This window comes from Peribacillus sp. FW305-BF15 (genome assembly GCF_058783805.1).
Genome location: NZ_JBYSYV010000003.1, coordinates 279,003 through 302,127 on the forward strand (window position 1 = coordinate 279,003; position 23,125 = coordinate 302,127).

At 41.4% G+C, this 23,125-nt stretch carries 22 protein-coding genes and 4 tRNA genes; 1 reads left to right on the forward strand and 25 read right to left on the reverse strand.

All coding sequences use genetic code 11. The annotated features are described in order from the left end of the window. Positions 1 to 183 precede the first annotated feature (183 nt). Positions 184 to 516 carry a heme oxygenase gene (locus AC3WLU_RS04655; protein WP_057278265.1) on the forward strand — a complete coding sequence of 111 codons (333 nt, stop codon included), beginning with the start codon at positions 184 to 186 and terminating at the stop codon, positions 514 to 516. A 63-nt stretch (positions 517 to 579) separates the two neighbouring features. Here the strand turns inward: AC3WLU_RS04655 and rlmN are convergent, their stop codons facing one another. The 25 genes from rlmN to AC3WLU_RS04780 all read right to left on the reverse strand — a co-directional run bounded on the left by rlmN (position 580) and on the right by AC3WLU_RS04780 (position 23,014). Then, a complete protein-coding gene (rlmN, locus tag AC3WLU_RS04660; RefSeq protein WP_095678798.1) occupies positions 580 to 1,647 on the reverse strand; it encodes a dual-specificity RNA methyltransferase RlmN in 1,068 nt (355 codons plus the stop codon). An 81-nt stretch (positions 1,648 to 1,728) separates the two neighbouring features. Further along, positions 1,729 to 2,208 carry a 23S rRNA (pseudouridine(1915)-N(3))-methyltransferase RlmH gene (rlmH, locus tag AC3WLU_RS04665; RefSeq protein WP_057278267.1) on the reverse strand — a complete coding sequence of 160 codons (480 nt, stop codon included), beginning with the start codon at positions 2,206 to 2,208 and terminating at the stop codon, positions 1,729 to 1,731. A 372-nt stretch (positions 2,209 to 2,580) separates the two neighbouring features. Then, complete coding sequence (locus tag AC3WLU_RS04670) at positions 2,581 to 2,742, reverse strand: CxxH/CxxC protein (RefSeq protein WP_065310847.1); 162 nt, start codon at positions 2,740 to 2,742, stop codon at positions 2,581 to 2,583. A gap of 176 nt (positions 2,743 to 2,918) precedes the next feature. Further along, the gene (locus tag AC3WLU_RS04675) at positions 2,919 to 4,139 is read right to left on the reverse strand and encodes a S1C family serine protease (protein WP_487373711.1); all 1,221 of its coding nucleotides are present in this window, start codon (positions 4,137 to 4,139) and stop codon (positions 2,919 to 2,921) included. Positions 4,140 to 4,410: 271 nt separating this feature from the next. Further along, on the reverse strand, positions 4,411 to 5,205 hold the full coding sequence (locus tag AC3WLU_RS04680; protein WP_063574578.1) for an MBL fold metallo-hydrolase: 795 nt from the start codon (positions 5,203 to 5,205) through the stop codon (positions 4,411 to 4,413). A gap of 6 nt (positions 5,206 to 5,211) precedes the next feature. Next, entirely contained in the window at positions 5,212 to 6,006 is a 795-nt protein-coding gene (locus AC3WLU_RS04685) for a two-component system regulatory protein YycI (RefSeq protein ID WP_063574577.1), read from the reverse strand. Continuing rightward, positions 5,993 to 7,324: a YycH family regulatory protein gene (locus AC3WLU_RS04690; RefSeq protein ID WP_063574576.1), complete on the reverse strand. Its 1,332-nt coding sequence runs from the start codon at positions 7,322 to 7,324 to the stop codon at positions 5,993 to 5,995. Before AC3WLU_RS04690 ends, AC3WLU_RS04685 begins: the two co-directional genes overlap by 14 nt. Then, entirely contained in the window at positions 7,321 to 9,153 is a 1,833-nt protein-coding gene (walK, locus tag AC3WLU_RS04695) for a cell wall metabolism sensor histidine kinase WalK (protein WP_063574575.1), read from the reverse strand. Before walK ends, AC3WLU_RS04690 begins: the two co-directional genes overlap by 4 nt. A 5-nt stretch (positions 9,154 to 9,158) precedes the next feature. Then, positions 9,159 to 9,866: a response regulator YycF gene (gene yycF, locus AC3WLU_RS04700; protein WP_034316131.1), complete on the reverse strand. Its 708-nt coding sequence runs from the start codon at positions 9,864 to 9,866 to the stop codon at positions 9,159 to 9,161. Between the two features lie 281 nt (positions 9,867 to 10,147). Then, a complete protein-coding gene (locus AC3WLU_RS04705; RefSeq protein WP_492596885.1) occupies positions 10,148 to 11,566 on the reverse strand; it encodes a peptidoglycan DD-metalloendopeptidase family protein in 1,419 nt (472 codons plus the stop codon). A 408-nt stretch (positions 11,567 to 11,974) separates the two neighbouring features. Next, a tRNA-Phe gene (locus AC3WLU_RS04710) sits at positions 11,975 to 12,047 on the reverse strand. A gap of 29 nt (positions 12,048 to 12,076) precedes the next feature. Further along, positions 12,077 to 12,152, reverse strand: a tRNA-Asp gene (locus AC3WLU_RS04715). 23 nt (positions 12,153 to 12,175) lie between these two features. Beyond that, a tRNA-Glu gene (locus tag AC3WLU_RS04720) sits at positions 12,176 to 12,247 on the reverse strand. 8 nt (positions 12,248 to 12,255) lie between these two features. Continuing rightward, a tRNA-Lys gene (locus tag AC3WLU_RS04725) sits at positions 12,256 to 12,331 on the reverse strand. A gap of 278 nt (positions 12,332 to 12,609) precedes the next feature. Beyond that, a complete protein-coding gene (locus AC3WLU_RS04730) occupies positions 12,610 to 13,902 on the reverse strand; it encodes an adenylosuccinate synthase (RefSeq protein ID WP_034316136.1) in 1,293 nt (430 codons plus the stop codon). A 281-nt stretch (positions 13,903 to 14,183) separates the two neighbouring features. After that, entirely contained in the window at positions 14,184 to 15,548 is a 1,365-nt protein-coding gene (gene dnaB / locus AC3WLU_RS04735; RefSeq protein WP_492596886.1) for a replicative DNA helicase, read from the reverse strand. A gap of 140 nt (positions 15,549 to 15,688) precedes the next feature. Then, on the reverse strand, positions 15,689 to 16,138 hold the full coding sequence (gene rplI, locus AC3WLU_RS04740; RefSeq protein ID WP_034316140.1) for a 50S ribosomal protein L9: 450 nt from the start codon (positions 16,136 to 16,138) through the stop codon (positions 15,689 to 15,691). Beyond that, a complete protein-coding gene (locus AC3WLU_RS04745; protein WP_053536992.1) occupies positions 16,135 to 18,105 on the reverse strand; it encodes a DHH family phosphoesterase in 1,971 nt (656 codons plus the stop codon). The genes rplI and AC3WLU_RS04745 overlap by 4 nt, the downstream gene beginning before the upstream one ends. Positions 18,106 to 18,146: 41 nt before the next feature. After that, positions 18,147 to 19,094: a YybS family protein gene (locus tag AC3WLU_RS04750; protein WP_487373715.1), complete on the reverse strand. Its 948-nt coding sequence runs from the start codon at positions 19,092 to 19,094 to the stop codon at positions 18,147 to 18,149. A gap of 236 nt (positions 19,095 to 19,330) precedes the next feature. Continuing rightward, positions 19,331 to 19,570 carry a 30S ribosomal protein S18 gene (rpsR, locus tag AC3WLU_RS04755; protein WP_053348323.1) on the reverse strand — a complete coding sequence of 80 codons (240 nt, stop codon included), beginning with the start codon at positions 19,568 to 19,570 and terminating at the stop codon, positions 19,331 to 19,333. Between the two features lie 48 nt (positions 19,571 to 19,618). Further along, on the reverse strand, positions 19,619 to 20,143 hold the full coding sequence (gene ssb, locus AC3WLU_RS04760; protein ID WP_057278276.1) for a single-stranded DNA-binding protein: 525 nt from the start codon (positions 20,141 to 20,143) through the stop codon (positions 19,619 to 19,621). A gap of 69 nt (positions 20,144 to 20,212) precedes the next feature. Then, complete coding sequence (gene rpsF / locus AC3WLU_RS04765; RefSeq protein WP_034316153.1) at positions 20,213 to 20,497, reverse strand: 30S ribosomal protein S6; 285 nt, start codon at positions 20,495 to 20,497, stop codon at positions 20,213 to 20,215. Between the two features lie 194 nt (positions 20,498 to 20,691). After that, positions 20,692 to 21,792: a redox-regulated ATPase YchF gene (gene ychF / locus AC3WLU_RS04770; RefSeq protein WP_034316156.1), complete on the reverse strand. Its 1,101-nt coding sequence runs from the start codon at positions 21,790 to 21,792 to the stop codon at positions 20,692 to 20,694. Between the two features lie 167 nt (positions 21,793 to 21,959). Beyond that, positions 21,960 to 22,157, reverse strand: a complete 198-nt coding sequence (locus tag AC3WLU_RS04775; protein ID WP_034316158.1) for a DUF951 domain-containing protein — start codon at positions 22,155 to 22,157, stop codon at positions 21,960 to 21,962. Positions 22,158 to 22,177: 20 nt separating this feature from the next. Then, a complete protein-coding gene (locus tag AC3WLU_RS04780) occupies positions 22,178 to 23,014 on the reverse strand; it encodes a mechanosensitive ion channel family protein (RefSeq protein WP_492596887.1) in 837 nt (278 codons plus the stop codon). Positions 23,015 to 23,125 lie beyond the last annotated feature (111 nt).

Here is a 23,125-nt window from a genome sequence, read left to right on the forward strand (position 1 = left end):
AAATTCAATAGTTCTATTTCAATATAATGAAACGTCCGTCTTCATTGAAACAATGTCTTCAGGGCCCACATGATTGGAGTTAATCAAAATGGACCCCGCTTCTTTCAATATGCTAAAATATGTATGAAATTGCGGAAATAAAGGGTGTATATTCCAAACCGATGGCCAAAAGGAGGACTCATTATGATAATCGTAACGAATAGAATCAGAGTCAAAAAAGGGATGGGTGCAGTCATGGCCCCAGGATTTACTGCACCAGGTCCACTTGATACGATGGAAGGCTTCGTAAAAGTTGAAGTATTATTAACGCAGAATTTGACGGATCACGATGAGCTTAGCGTTAATATGTACTGGGAAAACCTTGATAACTTTACGGCTTGGAGAAATAGCGATGCATTCAAAGCTGCACATAAACGGCCTGAACCAGGTTCCGGTGAAGCAAAAAAAGAATCTCCAATTCTAGGCAGCGAGCTTACAACGTATGAAGTCGCCTCGGTAAAGGAAATAGCTAAATAATGAAATCACACAAAAAAGAGGCCGCAAAATATGCGTCCTCTTTTTGTTTTTCCTTAATGAATTTTACTTAGCTTCGGCTTTTTTGATTTGTTTACTTCTAAGCTGACCGCAAGCCGCATCAATATCCGTTCCATGTTCTTGGCGGATTTTACAATTGATGCCTCTCTTTTTCAGCGTATCATAAAACGAGAGAACGGACTCTTTGTCACTTCTTTGGTATTGGCTATGCTCATCTACAGGATTATATGGGATCAGGTTGACATAGAGACGATGTTTTTTGTCATCAAGAAGGTCGGCAAGTTGCTCGGCTTCTTCTTTATGGTCATTGACATCTTTCAATAGGATATATTCGATCGTAATTCTCCTATTCGTTTTCTCTAAATAATAATCAAGAGATTTCATCAATTTTTCTATTGGGATGCCTCGGTTTATCTTCATGATTTGCGTCCTGAGCTCATTATTCGGCGCATGCAATGAGATGGCCAGATTCACCTGTAATTGAGTATCGGTGAATTCATAGATCTTATGGGCAAGGCCGCTTGTCGAAACAGTAATGCGCCTGCCCGCGATAGCAAGACCCTTATGGTCCATGAGCACTTTCAAAAAGTCTAACATATTTTCGAAGTTATCGAACGGTTCGCCAATACCCATTACTACAACATGGCTTACAACATCACCTTTTTCCAATTTATCAAGATGCAGTTGGACGTTCATGATTTGTTCCACTATCTCCCCGCTGGATAAATCACGGCTTTTGGCCAATAACCCACTGGCACAGAAACTGCAGCCAATATTACAGCCCACTTGGGTGGTGACACAAACCGAAATTCCATATTTATGTCTCATCATAACCGTTTCGATAAGGTTGCCATCCTGTAATTTAAACAGAAACTTGATCGTACCATCCGCTGCTTCTTGCTTGACGTGCTCAGTCAAAGTCTGGATGACAAAGTGCTCTTCAAGTAATTTTATGCACTCTTTATTAACATCCGTCATTTCAGAGAAACTCGTCACACGTGTTCTATAAAGCCACTCCCAGACTTGGGAAGCTCTGAATTTTTTATGGCCATGGTCCGAAAGCCACGCTGTCAATTGTTCGAATGTTAAACCATAAATGGACTCTTTATTCATTCGTTACCCTCTTTTCATTACAGTAAGATTTAATACTTTAACCCATTACATTAAGGGGAACTCCCCCGGAATCAGTCTCTATCATTTATGATATGGTTCATTTCTGTTTATCCGAAAAGCCCGATATATTTGCTCCACAAGAACCAATTTCATTAATTGATGCGGAAAGGTCATTTTCGAGAAGGAAAGGGCATAATCGCTTCTTGATAACACCTCTGTGCCAAGTCCAAGCGACCCGCCAATAATAAATGCAATCTTGCTCTTTCCATAGGTGGCAAGCTGATCCATATGAGTGGCCAGCTGTTCTGAAGTAAGCTGTTTTCCATTGATTTCAAGCGTTATTACGTAGGTGTCCGGGCTGACTTTGGCCAGGATTCGTTCACCCTCCTTTTGCTTTACAATGTCCATGTCCGCTGTACTCAGGTTCTCCGGAGCCTTTTCATCCGGTACTTCCACAAGTTCTATATTAGCATAGGAGCTTAACCTTTTTGTATATTCAGCAATTCCTTGCTTTAAGTATTTTTCCTTTAGCTTGCCAACAGTAATAATCGTTATTTTCATATATATCCTCTAGCTTTCATTATGTTTTTACTATCAATTGTTGGATTTGCCTACCTATTATCATACCTTACAGTGACCTATAAGCAAAACAAGCATATCCTTTCCAATTTTTAATGCTTTTATAATAAAAACCGCTGCCCCTGAAAGCGGCAACGGTAACTTTCATTATTGAAGATATTCGGCTGGACTTAGTTCCAATCCGAACAATTATCTTGATTATTCATACTACCTAATGCTTGGATCTAAACGATTCCACCCGCCGCTTTAATCTTCGGAAAATGTTAAGAACAGGTTAAGAACAGGTTACAAACATGTTATCCACAAAAGTTATCCACATATCCACAAAATCTATCCACATCTTGTATGGGAATATTAGTTCCCTACTAGATATATTGCCACGTTTCGACAATATTCACAGGTTGTTGATAACTGATTTTCTTCTGGAACCAGCGTTAACACAGGATAGGTTTCACATTCGTATACCACTTCATCCAACGCCATGTCCACGTGTTCCTGACAGCAATATAATTTCATCCTTCATATCTCCTTTCCCACTCATTATTCCCAGTACTTCTATTCCCAATTATCCACAAGTTAACTTGAGATCTTTAATTTAAGTATATATCCACAGGTAATCGTAACAAAAAATAAAAAAAGCGCAAGGAAATAGAAAGGACAGGAGGCATTTTTTCCCCCTGTCCTTTTGTGATTTAAATTTCGCTGCTTGAAAGTTTGACTTCCGTAGTTTCTTTCTTTCCGTCACGGTAATAAATGATTTTAACTTTATCACCGATTTTCTTTTCGTTGTAAAGGTATTTTCGTAATTCCACAACGTCATGAATTTTTTCATTATCCATTCCAATAATGACGTCAAATTCCTTCAATCCTGCTTTGGATGCTGGAGAGTTGCTTTGAACGCCTGTTATTGCAACGCCAGATGTAACTTTTCTTGGTAGCTTTAATGTATTTTGTTGATGGTATTGGGAAATCTCTTCTACAGATGCCAAATTCACACCCAAGAAGGCACGTTTCACTTCACCAAATTCCTCTATATCATTAATAATCGGTATAACTGAATCGATCGGAATGGAAAGACCGATTCCTTCCACTGCATTTTCCGCAATCTTCATCGAATTTATTCCGATGACCTGCCCTGACATATTAACGAGTGCCCCCCCGCTGTTACCTGGGTTAATCGCCGCATCGGTCTGGATGACCTCCGCATTCCAATCCACTTGTCCGTCCTCATTGATATCCACCTCTATCGTGCGCTCCAAACCGGAGATGATCCCTTGTGTGATCGACCCGGAGAATTGAAGGCCTAATGGATTGCCAATGGCAATGACGGGCTCACCAGGTTTCAATTTGCCGGATTTTCCGAATTCAGCAATGGTTTTGACTTTATCACTATTCACGACAATGACAGCTAAATCTGTCCATGGATCACTACCTTGTAGTTCAGCTGGCAATTTTGTGCCATCACTTAATGTAACTTCTAGTTCATTAGCGCCTTCAATGACGTGATTATTCGTGACGATATAGGCTTTGCCCCCATCTTTTTTGTAGACGACTCCAGAACCAGTGCCGGCTTCCGCCGAACTGTCCTCGGCATTGGTCCCTTGACCCCAGAAGTTCGTTTTCTGAATGTTAGTGATTCCGACCACTGCGTCGCTGGCCTTATCTACAGCATTGGTGACAGCACTTGTTACATCCAGAGTAAGGTTTTGCTGGGACTGCTCCGTGGTCCTTCTCTCCGTTGATTTTTCCGTTGTACTTTCTTTTTCATCGTTATTTAACAGTCCGCTTCCCGGAAAGACTAATAAAATAAGTAAGGCCCCGATGATGGCGCCCCCCAAGCCTGCTAGAAAATAGCTCGTATGGCTTTTTTTTCGTTTATTTTGGTTCTCATCATTCTGATCATAATAACCCAAGACCGCCCCATCCTCTCATTTTAGTAATGTATTATAGCAATTCTATTGTTTGGTATCCTCCCTCAATTATACTCAATTACCGAAATTTTTCTAAAAAAAAGCATGCTTAATTTAAGGGGCAACATGAAATTGACTAGTATCAGCCCTTTTCCTTTTACCTATACAGTTCTAACCAAACGATACCCCTTTTAATCCGATTCGTAACTTACGAATCGAAATTTTTAAAAATAAAAAAGGAATGAACAAGGTATCCCTCATCCATTCCTTTCATTTATAATGTAACAAGTTCCGTTGGTCTTTTCGGGTCAGTATCATATAAGGAAAATTGTTCACCCACGATGATTCCCTTTGTCTTTAACGTCTGTTCCACCGACATTCTTGCTAGATCCTTCATATTGTTATCAAGGCTTAAGTGGGCCAGGTAAATCCGCTTGGTCTTATCACCGGCCACTTCGCTCATTGCAAGGGCAGCGTCTTCATTACAAACATGTCCGACATCACTTAAAATCCGGCGCTTGATGCTCCATGGATATTTTCCCATCCTTAGCATGGACACATCATGGTTACTTTCGAATACATAAGCATCGGCATTTGAGATGATTCCTTTCATCCGATCGCTTACGTACCCTGTATCGGTAATGACCACAAGTTTCTTATCTTCATGATGAAAGACGTAAAACATCGGCTCTGCCGCATCATGTGAAACGCCGAAAGATTCTATATCAAGGCTGCCGAACGTTTTGACCTGTTCCATTTCAAATGTGAATTTTTGTTCGGTTCCAATTTCACCGATCGATCGCTCCATGGCATTCCATGTTTTTGCATTCGCATATATCGGGAGTTTATGTTTTCTGGCAACCACGCCAAGACCTTTAATATGGTCGCTGTGTTCATGGGTAACAAGGATACCGGATAGCTTGGACATATCACGGCCTATATCCTGAAACAATGCTTCCAGGGCTTTACCGCTTAAGCCGGCATCGACGAGGAATGATTGATCCTCCGTTTCCACGAAAAAGGCATTTCCCGTACTCCCGCTTGCGAGAACACTAAAATGCATTGTCATCTATACTCACTCCAGTATTTTTTCTTCTGTATTCAATTCAATGACCTCTCCATCAAAAGCATTCACGAAGAGATCCGTTTCGTCATCAATTACCACCCACCATGTTGGCACAAGTAAATGTGACACAGATGTCGTCTGCAGCGAATTGTAATATCCCAATTTTACATTCGTGACTTTGCTTTTGGGATCAATATCATCATTGTCATACAATGCTCCAATAGCAGTTATGGCAGATTTCAATTCTTTAGGTTTATTGAATTTTTTGATTTCCTCTAAATACATCTGTTCATAGGAAACGATTTCACCCTTCTTGTTCAGATATAGAGTGACCTTCCCCTTACTATTATTATAAAACATCTTTTTATCTTCCACTTGATAGCAGGTGATGGTCTGGCTGATTTCATCATAGCTCCAATAATGATATTCATTTCCTTTTAATATATACTCCTTCAGGAATATATCAAGGTCTGCAGCATTAATTTCCGCTTTCATGCCAACCGGTGTTTTAAATGTACCCACAAGCTTCTTATCATCGATGATTTTTGCTTTTTGATTTTTCAGGTACTGTATATCTTTCTTCTCGAAAGTCTTGCTTTGGGCAATCAGGAATTGATCCGACTTTTGTTTCGGAAGAGGGGTTTCTATGGAAATCTCATCTTCTTTCAACAGTTCTTCCGTAGTGGACTCCGTGAAACTTTCATATTGGGAGTCATTAATCTTTTCCAGGAATTGATAAAGAAGAAAAATATTCAAAACGAAGAAAACCATGATGAAAATCGACTTTGTATTATTCCAATCCACTTTGACCGCCTCCTTCTTCAAAAGGCACAATAAACCATTTATCGCCGATACGATAATACCAAGTGGGCTCAAGTGTAACTAGAGTTACAAGTTTGGAATCCAGGGATTTATCCAATCTATAGCCTATCGAGATGTCCTCCACGCTATTGAAATCGACATTATCTTTCGATTTCAGCTGATTCACTACTTCTTTACCGCTTGGTAAAGTCTTTGCCGATCCTACTGACGGGAGGACTGAATCAAGTTTAAAATATGGACGATCATAGCTATAAATTTCTTCTTTCCCCCAAATTTGCTCGATTTCCGTCATTCCAGATTCATTGAAGGCCGGATAACCATTCACGAATAAGCGGAATACCACTCGTTGTTCATTCTCCGACATATTGGCAAAGCGGTAATTGTTATTTTCCCAACCGGCATGATCATTGATGAAATCGATGCTCTTTTGCAAAAGGTCACTGGAACTGTCAAATAACTTGCTCTTTTGTGCCGGATTAATATAAGAAATTAAGTAATTCTCTTTATTGACCGTCATAAGTCTTGTTCCATCCGTATATTCCTCACCGACCGAAACCGATTCCTGGCGAACGAACTTCGGAAAACTAAATAACGCATTTTTCAAGTTTCCAATATCCAAATAGTCAATATAATATTCAAGTCTATTGATCTCCACTGGGTTTTCCGGGACGAACAGCGTCCTTTTGCTGTTTATCGTTTCGGCCGTGTATTCAGGATGCTTATCATAGGAACCCCGATAAAATGAATCCATGAAATTCCTTAGTTTTTTAGAGTCGACCATACCTTGATAAATCTTTCTCCGATCGTAGGAAACAAAATAAACGGCAGATTCATTACCACTGATATTCTTTTGTTTAATGATGATTCGATCAAACGAAAATTCAGGCACTTCCTTATCCGTTATATTCAATACCGTTTTATAAAGAGAGATGGGAATATCATCGGAGAATTCGATTTCAATCGATCCATCTTCATGGACAAAATCGTCAAATTTCCTTTGCAGCCTGTTTACGGATATCTCTTTTAGGCCTCTAAAACGCCATTGCGAAAATTCTTTTTCCATTTCATTGATTTCTGCCGGATTGGAAGTCTGGAAATGCTGCCCATTGCCATGGAAAAGGATACTGACTGGTTTAATGACATCACTGACAATCTGGACATCGCTTTTAATCTTTATGAATTCCGACGATTGTTCAAATGGATCATACTCAGGCTCGTACGTCCAAATGCTCCATGTCAAAAATATGCTTGTCCCAACCAAAATAATCAGTATTATACTTTTTGCACGTTCAAAATTCATGACCAATCATCCTCTTCTTCCTGTTCGTAAGGAAGTGTAAAGAACACGGTAGTTCCTTTTCCATCCACACTTTCCGCCCATATTTTCCCGCCATGCGCCACGACCATCTCTTTTGCAATCGCTAAACCAAGCCCTGTCCCGCCTAAGTTACGGGCCCTTGCTTTATCCACACGGTAGAAGCGGTCGAATATTTTATCAATGACGTTTTTCGGGATACCCACTCCTTGATCTGTAATGCTCACAATGATAAAGCCATCAGATGCCCTGACGCGGAAAGTCACTTGACCCCCTTCAGGTGAGTACTTTAATGAGTTGGAGATTACATTATAGAGAACCTGGGTGATTTTATCTTCATCAATATCCACAAAATAAGCTTCCTTCGGCAAATCACGCTTAAACGTGATGTCATCATTTTTCGACATTTCAAAACGATCGATGATGTGGTCATAGAATTTATTGAAATTCACCCAGCCAGTTTTAAGCCTGTAATCTTTACTGTCCATTTTCGAAAGCTGTAACAGATCATTAACAAGCCTGATCATTCGCTCCGTTTCATTTTGGGTCACGCTTAAAAACGATGGAGCGATTTCCTCGTCCTTCCATGCCCCTTCAGCCAATGCCTCCAGGTAACTTCTCATCGTCGTTAACGGAGTTCGTAGTTCATGTGATACATTGGCAACGAATTCCCTGCGTTCACTCTCGATTTTTTCCTGCTCTGTTATATCATGCAAAACCGTGATCAAACCATTAACGAATCCCGTTTCCTTTTGAATGACCGAAAAGTTCCCCCTCAAAACGAAAGGATGATTTTTTTTGCTGTAATCAAGGATGATGGACTCTCGCTCTTCCAGTAAATCCTCAAATTTATATTCTTCTTCAAGACCCAAAACCTCAATGATCGGTTGGTTCATGACGGTTTCACTCGAGACATTCAATAATTGTGCCGCCGGTTCATTAATCAAGTTCACCCGACCGCGCCTGTCCGTTGAAATTACACCATCCGTCATATTGGCAAGGACAGATGATAGCTTTCGCCGCTCTCCCTCTGTGCTTGATTGCGACTCTTGGAGTTTTTTGGTCAAATTATTGAAAGTGACGGCAAGCTGGCCAATTTCATCATCGCCATATACCCTGACTTTTCTGGAGAAATTCCCTTTTGCCATCACAAGGGCCTGTTTTCTCATATCAGACATGGGTCTGGTGATCGTTCGTGCGAGCAGGATCCCCAAGATGGCCGTAATGACCAAAGCGATGGCCGTACCCGTCATGAAGATGCTATTGATTTCATCCATCTGCTCAAAGACATTCTCCATCTCGGCAATTACATAGACGGCGCCAATGACCTCCCCATTTGCTTCAATGGGTGTCGAAAGGACCCAGAGCCGCCTGCCTGTTTTCTTCTCGCGAAATATATCACTATCTTCTTTTCCAAAAGTGAGCGTATTCTTGATAAGGACCTCTGTCGTCTTCTTCCCTACAATATCCTGGTTACCTCGGGCTGAAGTTCCGATCACCCGTCTGCTGCGGGTGTCGATGACACGTACTTCCGAAATATCATTCGATGAATTATCCCGGTCTCTCAATATCGCATCAATCGCTTCTTCGAGGGTCGGATCCTCCTCTCCCCTCTCTTTTTCCATTTCTTCACCAATACTGTAGGTAAGCAGGTTAACGTGACCTTTTATTGATTTCGTAAAGTTCCCGACAAGATTTTCTTCCAATTCCCCAACAAAATATACCCCGATTATTTGCATTGCCACGAAAATGAGCAATACATAAATCAGAACAAATTTAAAATGAATTGAGCGAAAAAAACCAACCTTTTTCATAGAAACTACTCCTGTTCAGGGTTACGCAGGTAATAACCGACCCCTCTTCTAGTTACAATCCAGCCAGGATGGCTTGGATTGTCTTCAATCTTCTCACGAAGACGTCTGACCGTTACATCGACCGTCCGCACATCACCAAAATAATCATAGCCCCACACGGTTTGTAATAAGTGCTCCCTCGTCATGACCTGACCGATGTGCTTGGCTAAGTAATGAAGCAACTCAAATTCACGATGCGTCAATTCTATCGTATCGCCGCGCTTGGATACCACATAGGCATCCGGATGGATAGTGAGCGTGCCTATCGTAATTTCCTTCGGTTCATTTTCTTGATCGGGAACCGGAACGGCTTGCTGACGTCTAAGGTTCGCCTTAACGCGGGCAATTATTTCCCGGGTACTAAATGGCTTTGTCACATAGTCGTCTGCACCAAGCTCCAATCCTAACACCTTATCTATCTCCGAGTCTTTTGCCGTTAGCATGATGATCGGGGTTTCATACTTCTTCCTTACTTCCCTGCATACTTCCATCCCATCGCGCTGCGGCAGCATGATATCAAGTAAAATCAAATCAGGTTGCCGTTCTTCCACCATTTTGAGAGCTTCATTGCCATCATAAGCACAAAAAACTTCGTAGCCCTCTTTTTTTAGATTGAATTGTAATATATCAGCAATTGGCTTTTCGTCATCCACTACCAAAATCTTTTTATCCATGTACTTATCTCCTTTTTAATAACTGAACTGAATCTATTAAAAACCGTGTCCTTATCCGGGACCTTATTCACTTTTCCTTCTGCTTTCACAAAGCTTCGCAACCTAGTTTCAGCAAAGTTGCATATATATACCCAATAAAAGGGGCTGAACACTGGAATGAAAGCAAATTGTCTCTATTCTACTTTATCATTTTATAGGCATTAAATCACCTTTTTCCTATTATTCTCATCTATTAATGAAGCAGAAGAAGTCTTCGAATAATTTTCGAAGACTTCCATCAATTACTGACTTATATAGTTTAGCGGATTAACGAGAGACCCATTTTTATATATTTCAAAATGAAGGTGGACACCGGTCGAGTGACCTGTTGAACCCATCATCCCAATTTTCATGCCTTTTTCAATCTTTTGTCCGGCTTTTACATCTATTGAATCCAAATGGGCATACACTGTCTTATATCCATTATTATGATTGATCGTTATCTTATTTCCATATCCTCCGGAATTCCCGGCAGTTTCGATGATCCCATGATCTGCTGCCGTTATGGTCCTGGTGGCTGGCCTTGCAATATCGATACCTTTATGAAGTTTCCCCCAGCGCTGGCCCTGCTTACTGGAAATATAGCCCCCATCTGCAGGCCATGAATATGTACCGCTGCCCTGTGAAGGTATGACCTTGGTGCCTTTTCTGGTGATTTCCATTTTAGCTTCTTCCGTGACTTCTTTTTTTACGATCGATTCACTGATTTTCTTTCCATTTGTTTCAGATACATTATAGGTGAACGCAAGAATCCCCTCATTCCCCATTTGTTCAGTAATGAGTTCGCCCTTTGGAAGTTCGTCATCCTCCTTCACTTTCTTTTCAAAAGGAATTCTCTCTTCCTTTAATACTTCTCTTTCTACCATTACGTTCACATAGGGGGTACGTTGGGTCACATAGAGACGCTCGCCCTCTTTAACACCTTTTTCCTCATCCTGTCCCGGATTCAGCTCCAGCAGTTGATCCAGGTCCATATCATGGCTATTGGCAATGGCTTCAAGATCTTCATCTTCCTTAGCCTCATAGATCGTCGTTTCTTCCTTTCCTTCTTCTATCATGGAAAGGGTTTTATCGACACTCTTGATTTCGTCTGGATATACCATTGTCTCTTTAAACGTAACGGGATGTGAAAATTCGATATCCAAAATTCTGCTTCCTGGCTCTTTTAACGAATCGGCATCTTTTTCACTTTCTTTTTTACCTGATTCGTATTCAGCATATTCCTCTTCATTTACATATAATAAAGTGATTTTCTCCAGAACGTCTTCTGCATCTTCCTTTGACGCAACATAAGCGACCGCCTGGTTATCTATGTCGATTTCATACGCCTCGGCCTTCACATTCAACTGATCTTGAATTCCCTTAACAGCCTGATCCTCTTTAACATCTTCATCGAATACCTCTTCAGGTACGAACTTCAGCTGTGTCTCCTTATCGAATGTAAAGTCAGGATAATCTTCCTGTGCTTCCTCTACCTTATCGGCTACGATGTTTTCGATTTCCGTTTCATCCGTCACACTGCCGACGAATTCATCATTAAGATAAACATGCTGTATGGTTGTAGTTTCCGATATCCCAGCAGCAGTTACCCGATTGCCCGCAAGCACCAAAATGACGGAAACCATCAACAGGATGATCCCCTTGCCTTTTGAGCTAAACATATATTGTCCTCCTTAACGGCTCAGTCACCAATTAAGAAACTAATCAAATTTATTTGAGATTTATTAGTCCAATTTAAATATCCTGATGCTTATGACTGATTTCTATAATGATTTTTATCACTCATAACTCTACCATATTAAGAAAAAAAACAAGAAACCGACTTCATAATGTAATAGAACTGTATAAATGGTGACAACTTGTACCAATAGATATGGTAATGGGGACAGTTCAATAAACTGCGGAAAGAGGAGTGGGCCTAAGCCCACCAAGGGTAAAAGCGGGTTATATCCCGAATTGGCCGAAAATGGTATGTTACAAAACGTTAACAATCTATTACAAGATTTCATTCAGAATCCTCTGGGCACATAACAAAAAAACGCCCTAAAGGAAAGGCGTTTATACAAGGATGGCTCAGGACGGAATCGAACCGCCGACACAAGGATTTTCAGTCCTTTGCTCTACCGACTGAGCTACTGAGCCAAATATTCTATTTTAGAATAAAAATAAAATGGCGGTCCCGACGGGAATCGAACCCGCGATCTCCTGCGTGACAGGCAGGCATGTTAACCGCTACACCACGGGACCAGTAAAGCATATATATAAAGAAGTGACCCATACGGGATTCGAACCCGTGTTACCGCCGTGAAAGGGCGGTGTCTTAACCGCTTGACCAATGGGCCGGAAAAAATGGTGAGCCATGAAGGATTCGAACCTTCGACCCTCTGATTAAAAGTCAGATGCTCTACCAACTGAGCTAATGGCTCGTTCTAATGAAATGTTTCTTTGCTGGATGTTAACTTACCATCTGCAACTTGTTAATGGCTTGTTCTATTGTGACGACGCTTTTGATAATATCATGGTTCTTATAGTTTAGGCAATAGTTTTTTGAAATAAAATTATTTTTTTCTTATCTTTTTTATTTTCCCTATAGTTTTTATCCACATTCACTCGGTATCCCGGACCTCCCGAACGTGACATATAATGCATCGATCATAAAAATGAAAGAAGAGCCGGCAAAAAAAGCCAGCTCCTTTTTCATGAATTACGCTAGACGCCAAGGGCTTCTCACGACATTTGTTTGGTTACGGTCAGGACCGACAGAGAAAGTGGTCAAAGGAATGCCTACCAATTGAGATACGCGCTCTACATAGTGGCGAGCGTTCTCTGGAAGCTCATCCAATGATTTGCAGCCTGTGATGTCTTCTGACCAGCCTGGCAGCTCTTCATAGACTGGTTTACATTCGCCAATCGCTTTCAAAGTCGCTGGTACCTCATGAATGATTTCTCCTTTGTATTCATAGGCCACACAAATTTTGACCGTATCAAGACCTGATAATACGTCAATCGAGTTCAATGATAAATCGGTAATCCCGCTGACACGGCGAGCATGGCGAACGACAACAGCGTCAAACCAGCCTACACGGCGCGGTCTGCCTGTAGTTGTTCCATATTCACGGCCAATTTCCCGGATTTGGTTACCGACTTCATCATGCAATTCTGTAGGGAAAGGACCATCGCCCACGCGGCTTGTGTATGCTTTACATACTCCAACCACATGGTTGATCTTCGTAGGACCTACACCCGAACCGATTGTAACTCCACCTGCAACCGGGTTGGAAGAAGTGACGAATGGGTATGTTCCTTGATCGATATCAAGCATGACACCTTGTGCCCCTTCGAATAATACCCGTTTTCCTTCATCAAGTGCGTCATTCAATACAACGGATGTATCACAAACATATTTCTGCACTTGTTGTCCGTACTCATAGTATTCTTCCAAGATATCTTCAATTTTGAAACCTTCCGTTTCATAGAAGCGTTCGAACATACGGTTTTTTTCGACAAGATTTTGAGACAGTTTTTCCTCGAAAATTTCACGGTCCAAAAGGTCTGCCATGCGGATTCCGTTACGAGCAGCTTTGTCCATATATGCAGGGCCGATTCCCTTTTTAGTCGTTCCAATTTTGTTGGCGCCTTTACGGTCTTCTTCGACTTCATCCAATTTAATATGGTAAGGAAGAATGACATGTGCACGATTCGAGATACGAAGATTATCCGTACTCACCCCATGGCTATGTAAATAAGCAAGCTCCTCTACAAGAGCTTTTGGATCAACTACCATACCGTTTCCAATGACACAAATCTTATCACTATAAAAAATCCCTGACGGAATTAAATGCAGTTTATAGGTAACGCCGTTAAATTTAATTGTATGCCCTGCATTATTCCCACCTTGATAACGAGCGATGGCTTCCGCATTCTGGGATAGAAAATCTGTTATTTTACCTTTACCTTCGTCTCCCCATTGTGTACCGACTACTACAACTGATGACATCTGAATAAAGCACCTCCAAAGGTTCACGTAATACCGATCATTAACCGGTTCTTATCAAACAAACTTATTTTATCAATAATCCAAACTGGAAGTCAATACAAAATCCGAACAATACACTTTTTAAAAAATTCTTTGTTCGTAAATATGAGAAATTTCTTTCCGGTTTTTTTAGGATTGTCAAACATTATTGTACCCTCTGATTTCTTTTTCTATTATCATTAGGGCCTTTCTTTTTCCTGAAACAGAGAAAGCCCGCCATTGCATGAATGGCAGGCAGTCCCCTATGCGCCGGGAGACATCGAATCATCATCGAAGCGGCGTTCGAGATTGACGAATTTATTATATTCTTTTACGAATGCAAGCGAAACCGTGCCCACCGGACCATTACGCTGTTTCGCTATAATGATTTCAATGATATTTTTATTCTCGGATTCTTTATCATAATAATCATCACGGTATAAGAATGCGACGATATCAGCATCCTGCTCGATACTCCCGGATTCCCGGATATCAGACATCATCGGGCGCTTATCCTGACGCTGCTCCACTCCCCGCGATAGCTGGGAAAGGGCGATGACGGGCACTTTAAGTTCCCGAGCCAGCGCTTTGAGTGAACGTGAAATCTCGGATACCTCTTGCTGACGGTTGTCGCCTGAACGGCCATCGCCTTGAATTAACTGCAGGTAATCGATCAATATCATGCCAAGGCCATGTTCCTGCTTCAAACGACGGCATTTTGAACGGATTTCACCAATCCTGACACCTGGCGTATCATCGATATAAATGCCGGCATTCGACAAGCTTCCCATCGCCATCGTCAGTTTACGCCAATCCTCATCAGTTAAGGAACCTGTCCGTAAATTCTGGGCGTTGATATTCCCTTCAGCACAGAGCATACGCATAACGAGCTGCTCTGCACCCATTTCAAGACTGAAAATCGCTACATTCTCCTCCGTTTTGGTCGCAACGTTTTGAGCGATGTTCAATGCAAAAGCGGTTTTACCAACCGAAGGGCGGGCACCAACTATGATGAGGTCATTACGTTGGAACCCCGCTGTCATTCGATCCAGTTCAGCAAACCCTGTCGGTATTCCCGTGACATCCCCTTTACGGGTAGTCAAAATTTCTATATTATCGTAAGTCGCAACCAATACATCCTTAATATTTTGAAAAGCCCCGGAATTCTTACGCTGGGCCACTTCCATGATCGTTTTTTCTGCTTCACCTAGCAGCTCCTCGACCTCGTCCTCACGACTGTAGCCTTCCTGAGCGATGTTCGTCGCAGTCCGGATCAAACGGCGCAGCAATGACTTCTCCTCGACGATGCGGGCATAATATTCAATATTGGCCGCGGTAGGCACCGATCCGGCCAATTCACTTAAATAAGAAACCCCGCCAACTTCTTCAAGGTTTTTTGTCGCAGCCAATTCCTCTGTCACCGTAATCAAATCGACAGCTTTTCCTTCGTCATTCAATTTAAGCATCACATTAAAGATCTTTTGATGAGAGCTTCTATAAAAATCCTCCGGAATCAAAACTTCCGATGTAACGGTCAATGAAGAGGGCTCAAGAAAAATGGCTCCTAGCACGGCCTGTTCGGCTTCTATATTTTGAGGTGGAATCCTATCCTGAAATTGTTCTATCATATCTTAAAACCTCCCATTCTAAGAGGATACCTTTTATATGTTTCTAGTGAAAAAGAAAAAAGTGAAAGGACAACATGCCCAATCACATTTTTCGTCTATCTCTATTTTATCAATTTTTCACAGATATGAAACAGCTAAAATTAGTTAATTTCTTTCACATGCACAGTCAGTGTTGCAGTGACTTCAGGATGAAGCTTCACCGGAAGCTTTGTATGCCCTAAAGTGCGGATGCCTTCAGCAAGCTCCATTTTACGTTTATCAACCTTGATACCGTGTTTTTTCTGAAGCTCAGATGCAATTTGTTTAGTCGTGATGGAACCGAATAAACGCCCGCCCTCACCGGCTTTGGCAGATAGTTCAACCGTTAATTTCTCCAGCTGCACTTTCAATTCTTCAGCCTGCTGCAGCTCTTCTGCTGCAAGTGATTCTTCTTTATTTTTCTGTGCTTCCAAAGTTTTCACGTTTGAATTATTTGCTTCAACGGCCAATCCTTGTTTAAGCAGGAAATTATGTGCATAACCATCCGCAACATTTTTAACTTCCCCTTTTTTCCCTTTCCCTTTAACGTCTTTAAGAAATATCACTTTCATTCTTTATATCCCCCTTCTAAATATTCATCAATAGCTGCTTTCAATCGACTTTCGGCTTCATCAATGGAGCATACCTGTTGAGTGGCGGCATTCGTTAGATGTCCGCCTCCATTCAACATTTCCATGATCACCTGTACATTGATATCACCAAGAGAACGCGCACTTATCCCCACCGTATCATCAGACCGCTTAGCCATTACAAAGGAAGCGACAACGCCATCCATCGTCAATAGGGTGTCCGCAGCCTGAGCAATGAGCACCTGATTATGAACCTGATCGGTTTTTGCCGCGGCAATGGCAATTCCCTTTTTATAAAAGATGACTTCTTCAATGAGCTTCGATCGTTTGATATAGGTGTCCACGTCTTCTTTTAAGAATTTCTGGACAAGTACCGTATCAGCTCCATGCGCCCTTAGATATGAGGCTGCATCGAAAGTACGTGATCCTGTTCTTAAGGTGAAGCTTTTCGTATCGACGATGATACCTGCAAGAAGCGCCGTCGACTCCAGCATATCAATTTTTGAGCGTTTCGGCTGATATTCAAGCAATTCGGTCACAAGCTCTGCCGTTGAAGATGCATATGGCTCCATATAGACGAGCAATGAGTTTTTGATGAACTCCTCACCCCGCCGATGATGGTCAATAACCACAACCTTATCGATTCTATTCAATAACCGCTCTTCAATCACCATGGAAGGTTTATGGGTATCGACCACAACCAGCAAGGTCTCATCCGTAATCATTTCAAATGCGTCATCAGGTGTTATGAACCGGGCATACAGCTCTTCTTTATTTTTGATTTCTTCCATTAGACGAAGGACACTGCTGTCGAGCTGCTGGGTGTTGATGACAATATAGCCTTCACGTTCATTCATTTGGGCTACTTTCAAGATGCCGATCGCTGAACCGATTGCGTCCATATCCGGGTTTTTATGGCCCATGACAATGACTTTATCGCTATCAAGGACTATATCCTTCAATGCATGGGAAATCACACGGGCACGGACCCTCGTGCGTTTTTCCATCGGATTGGTTTTGCCGCCATAGAATTTCACTTTTCCATTCGCTTGCTTTATGGCCACCTGGTCACCGCCCCGCCCTAAAGCGAGATCCAAGCTGGACTGGGCAAGCGTACCTAGTTCCGGCAAGGATGACACGGCCGAGCCGACCCCGATGCTCAAGGTCAGTGGTACATTTTGCTTGGCCGTCGTTTCCCTGATTTCATCCAAAATCGAGAATTTCCCCTTTTCAAGCTGCTGAAGGATATGCTCATTAAAGACAGCGATGAATCGTTCCGAGGAAACCCGTTTAAAGAAAACGCCATTATCCCTTGCCCACTTATCGAGAAGTGAGGTAACCAAGCTATTAATGCTGCTTTTACGCTGATCATCCATACCCTGTGTCAAATCATCATAATTATCAAGAAGAATAATCGCAATTGCCGTTCGCTCATCTTCATATAATTTCTCAATTTCCACTTGCTCCGTCACATCAAAAAAGTAAAGAAGCCTTTCATCACGCTTATGGACCACCTTGAATTTCCGATCGTGGAGCGTAAGTGTCTCTGTCTCGATCTCTTGCTTGATTAACGGTACTATCGAGTCCGCAACATCGTATAGCGATCTTCCTGCCAAGGAATCCTCACTAAAACAAGAAGCCAGGAATGGATTGGTCCATTCAATGTAATAATCCTCATTAAAGAGCATGATCCCAATCGGCATTTCCAATAACGCTTCCTCGCCCACCTTCTTTAAACGGTAGGATAAAGTCGTTATATACTCTTCTGTCTTCCGTTGCTTTTTTTCTACCATTCTTAATGTTAAATAAAATAAACCAGCAAGAATCAATAGTCCAACAAGTGCAATAACCCAATTATAATAAGCCAGTACGCCCAAAAGTAAAACGACTGCGGCCAGCACCCCATACAATGGGGACTTAATCGAGTATTCTTTCAAATAAGATGGCATAGTTTCAGCTCCTAAAAGCATCTGTTTTACAAAAAAGTCTTCTATTCCTTTTTCTTGATTGTCTCCCTAAAAGGAAAGCCTAAATCTATTATACCTAAAAATCGGACGGCCGTCGTTATAATCGGAATCGGCAGAAGCAAAGAAAAAACCACAATTAAAACAGGTATCGCCTTAACCCATGACTTAACATGAGCGATATAGAATATCAGGGAATATCCTTGTAATAAAATGAAGAACTGCAGTATGAAAAATAGGTTCGTTATGGCCATATATACAAAACTGTTCTTGTCCGTATTCACAAAAAGAGCAAGAAGCATCGTAATTAAATAATACCATAAAAGGCTTTTCGGGAGTCGCAGATCTCGAAAATGAGGCCATTTTAACGCCTTATCACTGAACCTCTTCACAATGGGATGCGCTGCAAAGAAAATCAATAAAACCATGATGACGGACATCAAGACGAACAAACTTGGCATCAGCGTGTTCATCATATCAATCGATTCATACATCCGCTTTTTGACTTGCTCTGTCGGTGCCTGTCCAAAGGTATCCATGATGCCGATTGAATTTTCAATGGACCCCTCAAGAATGTTCATCGATTCTTCTATGTAATTAACATCCGTAATCAACACTGAAGCTGCATACATTAATAAAATGCCCCCCAGAAAGACAAGGACTGCGCTTATGAACATAGGTGCCATCGGTTTGTCCTTTTTCAAAAAATAGCCGATCGCAATTCCCGTTGCCCCCATGAGCAAGGTCAGCGGAACAGACAATATCGTCCCGATGAGGATCGACAATAACGAGGCTACAAATAAGTAACCAAGGCTCCACGATAACTTTTGTTTGATTGTGACCAGTATAAATGGAATGGGTAAAAAGAAAGTAGTGAAAATACCCAATGGTGGGATTTGAATGGTGATGAACAATAAAATGCAATATAGTGCCAGAAGTGCTCCGCCCTCGGCAATTCGTCTCCCGCTATTCATCTTTATTTCACCCCCTGTTATGATTGATGTCTAATCTCCATCTTTATATTGTATCCGTTACGGCCAGGATATTTCAAACATCACAGTCTTTTTTGGGATATGATTATTTTTTCTGAGGAAAACGCGCGGATAACTTTCTTCTGAAATAAAAAAACCGCAATTCAGCGGTTTACAGGCATAAGTGAAAACTTATTAAAAAAGGCACATTAAGGATAACTCCTCAACGTGCCAATTTATTATTCACCAGATACGTATGGTAGTAATGCCATAGTACGTGAGCGTTTAATAGCAATCGTTAATTTACGTTGATATTTAGCGCTTGTGCCAGTTACACGACGTGGTAAAATTTTACCGCGTTCTGAGACGAATTTTTTAAGAAGATCTGTATCTTTGTAATCAATTTTAGTGATTCCATTAGATGTGAAATAACAAACCTTTTTACGCTTACCGCGTCCTTTACGTCCACCCATTGCCATAATATATTTCCCTCCCTGCTTTTTTGAATTTTCATTTTAAACGGCTGTTTAAAACGGAAGATCGTCATCTGAAATGTCGATTGTTTTACCGTCATTTGCAAATGGATCATCATCTACACGAGTGTAGTTGTTATTGCTTCGTTGATTCTGATTAGGATTTTGTCCATACGAATTGTTGTCATTTCCGTTATTACCATAACTTCTTTGACCTCCACCGTAAGAACCGCCTTCATTTCTTTCACCCGCTGAACTGCTTCGTGGTTCAAGGAATTGAACGCTCTCAGCCAGAATCTCCGTCACATATACGCGTTTGCCGTCTTGTCCTTCATAATTACGTGTTTGGACACGTCCATCCACGCCAGCTAAACTGCCCTTTTTCAAGAAGTTAGCTACATTTTCTGCCGGTTTACGCCAAACTACACAGTTAATGAAATCCGCTTCACGTTCACCTTGCTGATTCGTAAAACTACGGTTGACAGCTAAAGTAAAGGTAGCTACGGGAACTCCATTAGGTGTATATCGTAATTCAGGATCTTTAGTTAAGCGTCCTACCAAAACTACGCGATTCATCATCAGAATCAACCCCTAGGTTTCAAGCTTGTTTCATGTGAAACAAGATTAGAATTTATATTAATTGTCGAATTAAACTTCTTCTCTAGTAGCCATGTGGCGAATAATGTCTTCACTGATTTTAGCTAGACGATCGAATTCTTGAATCGCAGCACTTTCAGCGTTAACTTTAAGAAGCATGTAGTAACCATCACGGAAATCATTGATTTCATATGCTAGACGGCGTTTACCCCATTCTTTTGCTTCTACTTCCGCACCATTATCAGAAAGGATTGTGTTGAAACGTTCAACTAAAGCTTTTTTAGCTTCTTCCTCAATGTTTGGACGGATGATATACATAATTTCGTATTTTCTCATCACTGTCACCTCCTTTTGGTCTAAGCGGCCCAATTGGGCAAGGAGCAATTATTTATAATTACTCACAAGATAAAATTATAGCATAGTTAAAGAGGCTTTGCAACGAACGGTTCGACTTATTACAATTAAATGTAATCTAATGATTTAAGTCTATAAAAAAGACCCTACATATGGAATGGTAGGGTCTTTGATTCTTATACGTTGAAACGGAAATGGATAACATCGCCATCGTTAACGATGTATTCTTTACCTTCCAAACGAACCTTACCCGCTTCTTTTGCGGCACCATGACTACCCGCTTCAAGTAAATCGGTATAAGAAACCGTTTCGGCACGAATGAAACCGCGTTCGAAGTCCGTGTGAATGACGCCAGCACATTGAGGGGCTTTCATTCCTTTGCGGAATGTCCAAGCCCGCACTTCCTGTACGCCAGCTGTAAAGTATGTTGCCAATCCAAGCAGATTATAAGAAGCACGGATCAGCTGATCTAGACCTGACTCCTCGATGCCAAGTTCAGATAGGAACATTTCCTTTTCTTCACCTTCAAGCTCTGCAATTTCTTCCTCGATTTTGGCACAAATCACGATTACTTCGGCATTTTCCTTAGCGGCATATTCACGAACTTGCTGAACATATTCATTATCGTCAGCATTCGCCACTTCATCTTCGCTAACGTTCGCCACGTAAAGCGTCGGCTTAGCTGTAAGTAAATGCATGCCCTTCACGATTTTTTGCTGTTCTTCGGTAAACTCGACGGAACGTGCAGGCTTTTCATCTTCCAATGCTTCTTTTAAAGCCACAAGGATTTCATGTTCTGCCACAGCGGCTTTATCTTTTTGCTTGGCCATTTTTCCGACACGGTCGATGCGTTTGACAACAGATTCCAAATCGGCAAGGATCAATTCAAGATTGATGACCTCGATATCATCGATTGGATTTACTTTTCCGGAAACATGGGTAATGTTATCATCTGCAAAGCAACGGACGACTTGACAAATTGCATCCACTTGACGGATATGGGAAAGGAATTTATTACCTAAACCTTCTCCTTTACTTGCCCCTTTTACAATCCCGGCGATATCCGTGAATTCAAATGCTGTCGGAACCGTTTTTTTCGGTTTTACCAATTCAGTCAATTTTTGCAGACGGTGATCTGGCACCTCCACAATCCCTACATTCGGGTCGATCGTACAGAAAGGGTAGTTGGCAGATTCCGCACCTGCCTGAGTTATTGCATTAAATAAAGTGGATTTACCTACGTTAGGCAAACCGACTATACCAGCTGTTAAAGCCATTTATATTTCACTCCTTCAAGATGATTCGTACATATGGGAAAAGAACTGATCTTCTATAAAGACCATCCAATACCTAAACCTTTCCCAATTATAGATTTCGCTTCCTAAAAAGACAAGTAAATCATGAGAAACGCCGGACTACTTTCACTCCAAAAAAAAAAGCATGATCACTCCTCATGCTTTTGCAGAACTTTTTTCATTTTCTTCGCGAATTCACGTCGAGGCAGCATCACGCTATGACCGCATCCTTCACATTTTATCCGGATATCCATTCCGAGCCGTATAATTCTCCACTTATTCACTCCACAGGGATGTGGTTTCTTCATTTCCACAATATCCTTAAGTGCAAATTCCTTTTCTTCCATAATCATGAGCCCCCCAATTCCTATGACTCGCTGCCATTGTACGTAGATTTAATCCCACTTGCATCAAGCGCAGCACTTATTTCTTTTCTTAATATCCTACTGATTTCAATATGATGCATCGGCTTTGTTTCCGCTTTAATCCGAAAGACGATTTCTTCAGGACTGATTTTTTCAATTCCCAAAAATTCAGGTGCTTTGATCAAGGCTTCGTATTTGCCTTCCATACTGTTTAAAAGATCTTTCAGCACCTTCTCAGCACGCTCGGTCGATCCATCGTTAGGTATGGTCACATCAACAATTGCCATACTATTTAAAATGGAATAATTCGTAACCTGGATGATGCTGCCGTTGGGTATGAAGTGCAATTCACCTACACCGCTTTTAATTTTCGTCGTACGAAGCCCGATTTCAATGACTTCCCCTTCAAAAGTATTGATTTTAATATAATCCCCAACCGAGAACTGATCTTCAAAGATAACGAAAAACCCGGTAATTATATCCTTGACCAAACTTTGTGCGCCAAATCCAATGGCCAAACCGAGAACACCGGCACCAGCGAGTAATGGCATTACATGAAGACCAAGAATCTCCAGAATCATCAACAAGGCAATGAAATTGATGACATAGGTAATGATATTTTCCAGCAATTTAATGAGTGTCGCTTCCCTGCGTTCCGTTACCCGAATGGGACTTCTTAAACGTGCTTTGAAAAATTTATTCAGAATAGTCTTTCCTATTGTAATAATAATACGCGATAACAGCAGAACAAGGAAGATTTTAATAATACCCTCGCCCATCAGCAGCCATATCTTTTCATCCAATATCTCTTTTGCAACACTATCATAAATGCGATCCATATTTTCCTCCTGCCTAATGCAAATAACAGCAAATCTATTATATCTTCGACGTATTCCTCTACCCTCCATGCATGGAGGTAACCATGAAATAGCGAGATTTTCTCTATTTTA